The organism is uncultured Pseudacidovorax sp. (assembly GCF_913773995.1).
GTDB lineage: Bacteria > Pseudomonadota > Gammaproteobacteria > Burkholderiales > Burkholderiaceae_C > Xenophilus.
The window spans coordinates 1-9,571 of the sequence record NZ_CAJYES010000247.1; the positions used below are offsets into that span (position 1 = coordinate 1).

At 71.0% G+C, this 9,571-nt stretch carries 10 protein-coding genes; 8 read left to right on the plus strand and 2 right to left on the minus strand.

From position 1 onward, the window contains the following. Nucleotides 1–1,150 (plus strand): EAL and HDOD domain-containing protein (locus tag QZ772_RS23680; RefSeq protein WP_295531993.1); only part of this gene is annotated, 1,150 nt, incomplete at its 5' end. A gap of 83 nt (nt 1,151–1,233) precedes the next feature. Here QZ772_RS23680 and QZ772_RS23685 read toward each other — a convergent pair. Then, nucleotides 1,234–2,370, minus strand: coding sequence for an iron-containing alcohol dehydrogenase (locus tag QZ772_RS23685; RefSeq protein WP_295531996.1), 1,137 nt, complete (start codon nt 2,368–2,370; stop codon nt 1,234–1,236). An 83-nt stretch (nt 2,371–2,453) separates the two neighbouring features. Here QZ772_RS23685 and QZ772_RS23690 point away from each other — a divergent pair, with 83 nt between their 5' ends. From QZ772_RS23690 to QZ772_RS23700, 3 genes are all read left to right on the plus strand, one after another. Next, complete coding sequence (locus QZ772_RS23690; protein ID WP_295531999.1) at nt 2,454–3,428, plus strand: fumarylacetoacetate hydrolase; 975 nt, start codon at nt 2,454–2,456, stop codon at nt 3,426–3,428. A gap of 18 nt (nt 3,429–3,446) precedes the next feature. Next, nucleotides 3,447–4,403, plus strand: a complete 957-nt coding sequence (locus QZ772_RS23695) for an alpha/beta hydrolase fold domain-containing protein (RefSeq protein WP_295532002.1) — start codon at nt 3,447–3,449, stop codon at nt 4,401–4,403. Nucleotides 4,404–4,497: 94 nt separating this feature from the next. Next, nucleotides 4,498–5,376 (plus strand): YbgC/FadM family acyl-CoA thioesterase, encoded by an 879-nt coding sequence (locus QZ772_RS23700; RefSeq protein ID WP_295532006.1) that lies wholly within the window; start codon nt 4,498–4,500, stop codon nt 5,374–5,376. Nucleotides 5,377–5,441: 65 nt separating this feature from the next. On the opposite strand, the gene QZ772_RS23705 is transcribed toward QZ772_RS23700, so the two are convergent. Beyond that, entirely contained in the window at nt 5,442–6,359 is a 918-nt protein-coding gene (locus QZ772_RS23705) for a folate-binding protein (RefSeq protein ID WP_295532009.1), read from the minus strand. A gap of 132 nt (nt 6,360–6,491) precedes the next feature. On the opposite strand from QZ772_RS23705, the gene mltG reads away from it, so the two are divergent. The 4 genes from mltG to QZ772_RS23725 are packed head-to-tail and all read left to right on the plus strand — an operon-like array spanning nt 6,492 to nt 9,524. Next, the gene (gene mltG, locus QZ772_RS23710) at nt 6,492–7,490 is read left to right on the plus strand and encodes an endolytic transglycosylase MltG (protein WP_295532012.1); all 999 of its coding nucleotides are present in this window, start codon (nt 6,492–6,494) and stop codon (nt 7,488–7,490) included. Nucleotides 7,491–7,492: 2 nt separating this feature from the next. Next, entirely contained in the window at nt 7,493–8,143 is a 651-nt protein-coding gene (tmk, locus tag QZ772_RS23715) for a dTMP kinase (protein WP_295532015.1), read from the plus strand. Continuing rightward, nucleotides 8,131–9,156 (plus strand): DNA polymerase III subunit delta', encoded by a 1,026-nt coding sequence (locus QZ772_RS23720; RefSeq protein WP_295532017.1) that lies wholly within the window; start codon nt 8,131–8,133, stop codon nt 9,154–9,156. The genes tmk and QZ772_RS23720 overlap by 13 nt, the downstream gene beginning before the upstream one ends. Beyond that, complete coding sequence (locus tag QZ772_RS23725) at nt 9,153–9,524, plus strand: PilZ domain-containing protein (protein WP_295532020.1); 372 nt, start codon at nt 9,153–9,155, stop codon at nt 9,522–9,524. Before QZ772_RS23720 ends, QZ772_RS23725 begins: the two co-directional genes overlap by 4 nt. Nucleotides 9,525–9,571: the final 47 nt, after the last annotated feature.

Here is a 9,571-nt window from a genome sequence, read left to right on the forward strand (position 1 = left end):
CATCGTCGATGCGCACCGGCGGCTGGGCGGCTACCACGCCGTGTCCCTGCGCGGCGCACCGGCCGAACGGTTGCTGGACCCGACGCTGCGCGAAGCGCACGACGGCGCATCGCCGGCGCTCAAGCACCCCACCTTTCTCGCCTGCAGCTGCGACGACATCGCCGCCGGCGCGCTCGACGGCCTGGATCCGGAGCACGTCGTGCTGCAGATCGCCGGCAGCAGCATGCAGCGCGGGCTCGACACCGACCTGCTGCAAAGCGCCCGCGCGCGCGGCTTCAAGCTGGCCTTTGACGTGCGTCTTCTCAAGGAGTACGAAGCCTCGGTGCCGCTCGCCTCGTACGTCATCCTCGAGATGGGGGTGCTGCCCCTGGACCTCGCCTCGATGATGGCGCGCGCCATCCAGAAGACCACGCAGGCCACGCCGCTGGCCGTGCATGTGCGCACGCCGGTGCAATTCAAGCAACTGGCCGCCGCTGGCGTGCGCCTGTTCGAGGGGCGCTGGTACCTGCAGCCGCCCACCGTCGCCGACCGCAGCGTGCAGCTGTCGTACCGCGCCTTGATCAAGCTGCTGAACCTGGTGGCGCGCGAGGCCGAGATCTTCGAGATCGAGTCGCTGCTCAAGCGCGAGCCCACGCTCGCCTACAAGCTGCTGAGCCACCTCAACACCGCCGGCATCGGCTTCGGCCAGAAGATCGAGTCGTTCCGCCACGCCGTCATGGCGGTGGGCATGAAGCCGCTGCTGCGCTGGACGGCACTGCTGCTGGCCGGCACGGCGCCCGGCAGCGTGGCGCCGGCCGCGGGCACCATGGCCGTGGTGCGCGGGCGGTTGATGGAGTTGCTGGCGCTGCAGGAGATGTCGCCCGGCGACGCCGACCGCGCCTTCATGGTCGGCCTGGTCTCGCTGCTCGACGTGCTGATGTGCACTCCGCTGCGCGAGGCCCTGGCCCTGATGCCGCTGCCGGACGACGTGCGCGAGGCCATCGTGCAGGGCAGCGGCCCCTTTGCCGGGCTGCTTGAACTGGCCAAGGCCTGCGAGAGCGCCGACGCCGGCTTGCTGGAGATCGTCTCGCAGCGCTACCGGGTGCCGGTGGATCGCCTGCTGGCCGTCCACGTCGAGGCCCTGGGCTGGGCCGAGCAACTGGGCGTTTGAGCAGCACGCCACTCGTGCTTGGGTGATGCGGCCGGCGCCGGCAAGGCCGGGTGCACCATCGCCCGCCTGTGTGGCCGGGTCGGCTACATCGAGGCCGAAAGCATCTCCCGGTAGTCTTCGCGCGTGGCCAGCCGCGGGTTGGTCTTGTGGCAGTGGTCGGCCATGGCGCCGTCGATGACCTTGTCGAACATCGCCTCGGTGACGCCGACTTCGGCCAGGCCCTTGGGCAGGCCCAGACGGGCATTCTTGTCGCGGATGGCCTCGCCGATGTCGCCCGGCTGGTCCAGGTGCATAGCGCGGGCCATGCGCTGCAGGCGCAGTTCCTTCTGCACCGACTCGGCCCCCGCATTGAAGCGCACCACGGCGGGCAGGAAGAGGGCGTTGAGCGTGCCATGGTGCAGGCGCGGGTCCACCCCGCCAAGGCTGTGGCTCAGGCTGTGCACGCAGCCCAGGCCCTTCTGGAACGCCATCGCACCCTGCATCGAGGCGCTCATCAGGTTCAGGCGCGCCTCGCGGTCGCTGCCGTCCTTCGTCGCGCGCTCGATGTGGTTCCAGGCGCGCTCCAGGCCGTCGAGCGCGATGCCGTCGGCCGGCGGGTTGAAGGCGCCGGCCATGAAGGTCTCCATGCAGTGGGCGATGGCGTCCATGCCTGTGGCGGCCGTGAGCTTGGCCGGCAGGCCCAGCGTGAGCTCGGGATCGCAGATCGCTGCCTTGGGCATCAGGTGCCAACTGTGGAAGCCCAGCTTGCGGTGGTCGTCCACGATGATGATGGCGCCCCGCGCCACCTCGCTGCCGGTGCCCGCCGTGGTGGGCACCGCGATCAACGGCGCCACCTGCTCGGTGATCTTCGGCGAGCCGCCTTCGATGGTGGCGTAGGTCTTGAGCGGCCCCTCGTGCGTGGCAGCGATCGCGACGCCCTTGGCGCAGTCGATGGCCGAGCCGCCGCCCACGGCGATCAGCCCATCGCAGCGGCCCTGGCGGTACACCTCGACGGCCGCACGCACGGCAGCCTCGGTGGGGTTGGAGGGCGTCTGGTCGAAGACCGAGGCCTGAAGGCCGCCCAGGGCTGCGAGCGTCTTGTCCAGCAGGCCGGCGGCACGCACGCCCGCGTCGGTCACGACCAGGGGCCGCTCGATGCCGATGCGCCGGCATTCATCGGCCAGCAGGCGCAGGGCGCCGAACTCGAACTGGATCTGGGTGAGGTAATTGATGAGGGCCATCGTCGGTTGTCTCCGCGTTTAGGATTCGCCCGCATCCTAAAGCGAAGCCTCGCGGCGGCACGTTCAACCAGGAGACAGCCCGCATGTCCTCATCCAGTTCCACCTCCCGCCGCGCGGCCTTCGCGCTTTCCTCGCTGGCCCTGGCCGCGATGCTGTCGGCCTGCAGCATGCCCCGTCTGTTTTCACGCTCGGGTCCCTCGTCGGCGCCGGCCACGACGGCGACCGCCCCGGCTGCGCCGCAAAGAACCGCCGGTTGTCTGAGCCCGGCCCAGGTCGACGCCTGGCTGGCTGCCTACGAAGCCCGCAAGGCGGCCGCCAATCCGCCGGCGGCCATGACACCCGACGACGCGGATTGCACGCGTGCGCTCTTCCAGCAGGGCTTGGCGAAGCGCCATGGCGCGCTGATCGGCTACAAGGCCGGTCTGACCAATCCCTCAGTGCAGAAGCGCTTCAACAGCGACCAACCCGTCTGGGGCGCGCTCTACAGCCGCATGCTGCTGGGCAACGGCGCCACGGTCGATGCCGCCTTCGGCGCCCGTCCGCTGTACGAAGCCGACCTGCTGGTGCGGGTGAAGAGCAGCGCCATCAACCAGGCCCGTTCGGCGGCAGAGGTGTTGGCCCAGGTGGACCAGATCATTCCCTTCATCGAACTGCCCGACCTGATGGTCGATTCGCCCGCCCAGCTCAACGGCAACGGCATCACGGCGATCAACGTCGGCGCCCGACTGGGCGTGCGCGGCACGCCGCTGCCGGTGCCCGCCGATGCGGCCGGCCGCGACCGGCTCATGGCGCAACTGCGCGACATGAACGTGCGGCTGGTGGACGGGCAGGGCGCGGCACTCGGTGGCGGCAAGGGCAGCGACGTGCTGGGCCATCCGCTGCATGCTGTCGTGTGGCTGGCCATCGCCCTGAATGCGCAGGGAATCGCGATGGAGCCGGGTCAACTCATCAGCCTGGGCTCCTTCTCCGCGCTGTTGCCCCCGCGACCGGGCCTGCGGGCGACCGTCTACTACGATGGCGTGCCCGGGCTGCAGCCGGTGTCCGTGCAATTCCGCTGACTTTCTCTTCCTCTTTGCATGCCGCCTGAATTTCCGGCCACGGCCGGCCTCACCCCTCGCATGGCGGGTGTGGTGGAGCGCATGGCCCGCGCCGGCCATCCACCCCTGCACGCCCTCACGCCCGCCCAGGCCAAGCAGGCCTACGAAAAGGGCGCCGCCGTGCTCGAAGTGCCCCGGCCCGAGCTGGCGCGCATCGAAGAACTGCACATCCCTGCCCGCGACGGCGCGCTGCTGCCCGCGCGGCTGTACGCGCCATCGGCCGGTCAGCTGCCGGTGCTGCTGTACTTTCATGGCGGCGGCTTCGTGGTCGGCAGCGTGGCCACGCACGACACGCTGTGCCGTGTGCTGGCCCAGCGCTCGGGCTGCGCGGTGGTGTCGGTCGACTACCGCCTGGCGCCGGAGCATCGCTTTCCAACCGCCGTGAACGACGCCTGGGACGCCTTCCAGTTCATGGCCGGCCATGGCGCAGAGGCGCTGGGCGTGGACGGTGGGCGCCTAGCGGTGGGCGGCGACAGCGCCGGTGGCACGCTGGCGGCCGTGTGCGCCATCCTCGCCCGTGATGCGGGGCTGCCGCTGGCCTTGCAGCTGCTCATCTACCCGGGCACCGGCCCCTCGGCCGACACCGATTCCTACCGCCGCTTCGCCGACGGGCCGGTGCTCACCAAGGCGCTGGTGGACTGGTTCTTCGCGCAATACATCGACGCCGCCGACCGCCACGATTGGCGTTTCGCGCCGCTGCTGGCCGAAGACTTGGACGGTGTCGCGCCCGCCTGGATCGGCCTGGCCGAGCACGACCCGGTCGTCGACGAAGGCGTGGCCTATGCCGACCGGCTGCGGCTGGCGGGCGTGCCGGTCTCGCTCGAGATCTACCGCGGCGTGATCCATGAATTCATCAAGATGGGCCGCGCCGTGCCGGAAGCCCAGCAGGCCCATGCCGACGCCGCGCAAGCGCTTGCCGCAGCGCTGCAGCCCTGATCCACCGGGCGCAGGCTGGGCTTGGCGCCCGCGCGCCAGCACCGCAGTGCCCCGATGACCACGCCCGCACGGGCCTCACTTGCAGACTCGAACCATGACCACAGAGACATCGCCCCGCCGCGCCGACTTCCGCTTCTTCCACCGCCTGCGCGTGCGCTGGGCCGAGGTGGACATGCAGAAGATCGTCTTCAACGCCCACTACCTGATGTACTTCGACACGGCCATCGCCGACTACTGGCGCGCGCTGGCGCTGCCGTACGAGGCGTCGATGCATGCGCTGGGCGGCGACCTCTATGTGCGCAAGGCCACCGTGGACTACCGCGCCTCTGCCCGCGTGGACGATGTGATCGACGTCGCGATGAAGTGCGTGCGCATCGGCACTTCGTCCATCGTGTTCGACGGCGCGCTGTTCCGCCAGGACCAGTACCTCGTGGGTTGCGAGCTGGTCTACGTCTATGCCGACCCTTCGACGCAGACCTCGAAGCCGGTGCCGCCGGTTCTGCGTGAGATCCTTCTGGGGTATGAAGCCGGCGAGCCCGTGTCCGAAGTCGTCACCGGCGACTGGGCGACGCTGGGCGAGGCGGCCGGTGCGCTGCGTCGTGCGGTCTTCGTGGAAGAGCAGGGCATTCCCGAGACACTGGAATGGGACGATGACGACGCCCGCTGCCTGCACGGCGTGGCCCGCAATCGCCTCGGCCATGCCATTGCCACCGGCCGCCTGCTGCCGGCCGACGAGGCCGGCGTCGCACGCATCGGCCGCATGGCCGTGGCGCGCGTGCTGCGTGGCGAAGGCCATGGCGAGCGCGTGCTGCGCGCACTGGAAGACGCCGCCCGCGCCCGTGGCGACACGGCCGTGGCCCTGCATGCGCAGCGCAGCGCGGAGCGCTTCTATGCCCGGCTCGGCTACGAACCCGTGGGCGAGCCATTCGAGGAGGCGGGCATCGCGCATGTGACCATGCAGCGCACCCTGTAACCCATCCAGGCGCCGTCACCGGCCAGGGCGAGCGGCGCGCCGGCCGGCCCGATCAACTTTTCAGGTCAGATGTCTTCCAGCAGCGGATAGGGAAGGGGCTGCACGGTCAGCGTCGTATCACCCACCCGCAGCCCGCCGGCCTCCAGGGCCGAGGTCTGCATCGACACGAATCCGGCCCAGCCGCCGCCCGGCGCCGGGGCCGCCGCTGCCACGGTGCCCACCGGCTGCTCCGGGTCGGCACCGAACACTTCCTGGCCGGCTTCCAGCGCCGCCTCGGCCGTCACCACATAGCCGCGCCGCTTGAGCGTGCCGCGGAACTGGCTGCGCGCCACCACCTCCTGGCCCGGGTAGCAGCCCTTCTTGAAGTTGACGCCGCCCACCGACTCGTAATTGAGCATCTGCGGCACGAAGGCGTCGGCTACGGGCGCGCTGATGGCCACCACGCCGCTCATCACCTCGCTCCATGCCCAGGTCTCGGGGGGCAATTCCGCTCCCGCCGGAGCGGGTGTGCCGGCCGGCGCCACCCACAGAGCCCGCGGCACGCCTTCGCAGCCGTGCAGGGCCACCAGCGTGACGCTCTCGGCGGGCACCTGGCGCTGGCCGGGTGCCGCGCCGGGGTCGCCACCGGCCGCGGCGATGGCGGCGCCCGCCAGGCCGCGCACGTCGAAGTCGGCCGTGGCGTCGCTGAGCTTGACCTTGGCACGCAGCACGAACATCGACAGCCGCTTGAGCGTGGCCGCCAGCAGGTCGCGCGAACACACCAGCAGGAACTGCTCCGGCGCCTGCCGCCAGGCGACGAAGCTGGCCAGCATGCGGCCCTTGGGCGAACACAGCGCCGCCAGGCGGGCGGCATCGTCCTTGAGCAGCAGGAAGTCCTGCGTGAGCTGGCCATGCAGGAAGGACGCCGCGTCGGCGCCTTCCGCGCGGATCACGCCCAGCGCGGCGAGCGGGGGCGTCACACCTTGAAAAAGGGGGTGGGTCATGCGTGAATTATCATGGCCGGCTTCTGGCGGCGCCTTGCGCGGGACACTCCGAACACTCGCTTCGACCCGCGCCGCCGGTCCCGGCGGCCCGCCGATTCCGCCCTTCGGCTGTCCTCGATCCATCCATCCGCCGTGCGCCGTTTCTTCGCCTCACTGTTCCTGTTGGCCCTGCTCGCGGCGCTGGCCGTGGGTGGCTGGGCGCTCTGGTGGCTGCATCAGCCGCTCAAGCTGCCGGCGGCCAGTGTCGACCTCTCGGTCGAACCCGGCACCACGCCGCGCGGCGTGGCGCAGGCGGTGGCCGATGCGGGCGTGGCGGTCGATCCGCGGCTGCTCTATGCCTGGTTCCGCGTCTCGGGCCAGGACCGCCAGATCCGCGCCGGGAGCTACGAGATGGACGCCGGCGTCACGCCGCGCCTGCTGCTGGAGATCCTGGTGCGCGGGCGCGAGGCCACGCGCAGCGTGGTGCTGGTCGAGGGCTGGAACATCCGTCAGGTGCGTGCGGCCCTGGCGAAGGCCGAAATGCTCAAGCCCGAAACGGCGGCGCTCTCCGACGCCGACCTGATGGCCCGGCTGGGCCGACCGGCCCAGCATCCGGAGGGCCGCTTCTTCCCGGACACCTACACCTATTCCAAGAACTCGACCGACGTGGCGCTGCTGCAGCGCGCCATGCGCGCCATGGACCGCAAGCTGGAGGCCGCGTGGGCCGCGCGTGCCCCCGACCTGCCGCTGAAGTCGCCGGACGAGGCGCTGATCCTGGCCAGCATCGTGGAGAAGGAAACCGGCAAGTCCGGTGACCGGCCCGAGGTGGCAGGCGTTTTCATCAATCGGCTGCGCATCGGCATGCCGCTGCAGACCGATCCGACCGTCATCTACGGGCTGGGCGAGGCCTTCGACGGCAACCTGCGCAAGCGCGACCTGCAGACCGACACGCCCTGGAACACCTACACGCGCCAGGGCCTGCCGCCCACGCCGATCGCGATGCCCGGCAAGGCCTCGCTGCTGGCGGCCGTGCAGCCGGCGCGCACCAGATCGCTCTACTTCGTGTCGCGCGGCGATGGCACCAGCCAGTTCAGCGAGACGCTCGACGCGCACAACCGCGCGGTCAACAAGTACCAGCGGGGAGGGCAGTGAGCATGAGTCAGCAGCCGGGCCGGGGGCGCTTCATCAGCCTGGAGGGCATCGATGGCGCCGGCAAGTCCAGCCACCTGGATGCCATCGAGCGGCTGTTCGCCGCGGCGGGCCGCGAGGTCGTGCGCACGCGCGAGCCCGGCGGCACGCCGCTGGCCGAGTCGCTGCGCGCGCTGGTGCTGAACGAGGCCATGGACCCGCTGACCGAGTCGCTGCTCGTCTTCGCGGCCCGGCGGGACCATGTGGTGCAGGTCATCCAGCCGGCCCTGGCGCGCGGCGCCGTGGTGCTGTGCGACCGCTTCACCGATGCCACCTTCGCCTACCAGGGCGCAGGTCGGGGCTTCGACCTGAGCGTGCTGCAGACTCTGGAGCGCTGGGTGCAGCAGCAGGAGAGCGGCGTCGCCTTGCTCCAGCCCGTACTCACGCTGTGGTTCGACCTGGCGCCCGAAGTCGCCGCCGAGCGTTTGGCTGGCGCGCGCATGCCCGACCGCTTCGAGGCCCAGCCGGCCGAGTTCTTCCGCCGCGTGCGCGACGGCTATGCCCGCCGTGCCGCCGAAGAGCCCGGCCGCTTCGCCCGCATCGACGCCGACACCGGCCGCGAGGCCGTGTGGGCCCAGGTCGAAGCCGTCTTGCAGGAGCGCGGATGGCTGAGCTGAACGAGGCGCCGACGCTCTCGCCCTGGCTGGCCCGCGCCCGCGACCAGCTGCTGCGTCAGCGCGGCCATGCGCTGCTGTTGCAGGGCCCGTCGGGCCTGGGCCAGTACGACCTCGCGCTCGCCCTGGCCGCCGCGTGGCTGTGCGAGCAGCCCACGGCCGAGGGCGCCTGCGGCCATTGTCCGAGCTGCCATGCCATTGCCGTGCGCACCCATGCCGACCTGGCGGTGCTGATGCCCGAGGTGGCGATGATGGAGCTGGGCTGGCCCATCGACGAGAAGGCCCAGTCCGAGATCGACGACAAGAAGCGCAAGCCCAGCCGCGAGATCCGCGTCGAGGCCATGCGCGACGCCGTCGGCTTTGCCCAGCGCACGAGTGGCCGTGGCCGCGGCAAGGTGGTGCTGGTGTATCCGGCCGAGCGCATGAATGCCATCTCGGCCAATGCGCTGCTCAAGACGCTCGAGGAACCCGTCGGCGACGTGCGCTTCGTGCTGGCCACCGAGGCCGCCTGGCAGTTGCTGCCCACCATCCGCAGCCGCTGCCAGGCCTTCACGCTGCCCTGGCCGGCCGAGGGTGAATCGGAAGCCTGGCTGGCCGCGCAGGGCGTGCCTGCGGCCGAGGCCCATGCCTTGCTGCGGGCGGCTGGCGGGCGGCCTTCGGACGCGCTGCGCTTGGCACGCGGCGGCACCTCGGCCAAGGCCTGGTCTCTGTTGCCGCAGGCCATGCGCCGGGGTGACATCACGGCGCTGGGCGACCAGCCGCCGCCCGCCGCCATCGACACGCTTCAGAAGCTGTGCCACGACCTGATGGCGTTGGCCGGCGGCGGTCAGCCGCGCTTCTTCGAGGCCGCCTCGCTGCCGGCACCGCCCTCGGCGCAGGTGCTGGCACGCTGGTCGGCGTCGTTGCTCAAGGCGGCCCGGACGGCCGAGCACCCGTTCAACGCGGGGTTGATGATCGAGGCCATGGTGAGCGAGGCGCAGGCCGCCCTAAACTCCCGCAGCCCCGAACGCCCATGAACGCGTCTGCCGTCCCGCCCACCCCGAGTCAGCGACCCAGCGTCATCCAGCTGGCCATCAAGGAGAAGGGCGCGCTGTACGCCGCCTACATCCCGCTGTTCGCCGAGGGCGGCATCTTCATTCCCACTGCGCGCGAGTACCGGCTGGGCGATGACGTGTATGTGCTGCTCAGCCTGCCGGAGGATCCGCAGCGCTATCCGGTGGCCGGCAAGGTGGCGTGGATCACCCCACCCAAGGCGGGCGGCAACCGTTCGCCGGGCATCGGCATCCGCTTTCCGGGCGACGAGAAATCGCGCCAGCTCAAGGCTCGCATCGAGGAGATCCTCGGTGCCAGCCTGGCGTCCGACCGGCCCACCCAGACCCTGTGACGCGTGCGCCGCCAGCCAGAGGCGTTGCGCGTCCGTTGCCTTCATCC

What these genes read in the sequence shown, in the direction of transcription:
- QZ772_RS23685 (WP_295531996.1), bottom strand. Translation starts at nt 2,370, where the DNA reads ATGGCCCTCATCAATTACCTCACCCAGATCCAGTTCGAGTTCGGCGCC.
- QZ772_RS23690 (WP_295531999.1), top strand. Translation starts at nt 2,454, where the DNA reads ATGTCCTCATCCAGTTCCACCTCCCGCCGCGCGGCCTTCGCGCTTTCC.
- QZ772_RS23695 (WP_295532002.1), top strand. Translation starts at nt 3,447, where the DNA reads ATGCCGCCTGAATTTCCGGCCACGGCCGGCCTCACCCCTCGCATGGCG.
- QZ772_RS23700 (WP_295532006.1), top strand. Translation starts at nt 4,498, where the DNA reads ATGACCACAGAGACATCGCCCCGCCGCGCCGACTTCCGCTTCTTCCAC.
- QZ772_RS23705 (WP_295532009.1), bottom strand. Translation starts at nt 6,359, where the DNA reads ATGACCCACCCCCTTTTTCAAGGTGTGACGCCCCCGCTCGCCGCGCTG.
- tmk (WP_295532015.1), top strand. Translation starts at nt 7,493, where the DNA reads ATGAGTCAGCAGCCGGGCCGGGGGCGCTTCATCAGCCTGGAGGGCATC.
- QZ772_RS23720 (WP_295532017.1), top strand. Translation starts at nt 8,131, where the DNA reads ATGGCTGAGCTGAACGAGGCGCCGACGCTCTCGCCCTGGCTGGCCCGC.
- QZ772_RS23725 (WP_295532020.1), top strand. Translation starts at nt 9,153, where the DNA reads ATGAACGCGTCTGCCGTCCCGCCCACCCCGAGTCAGCGACCCAGCGTC.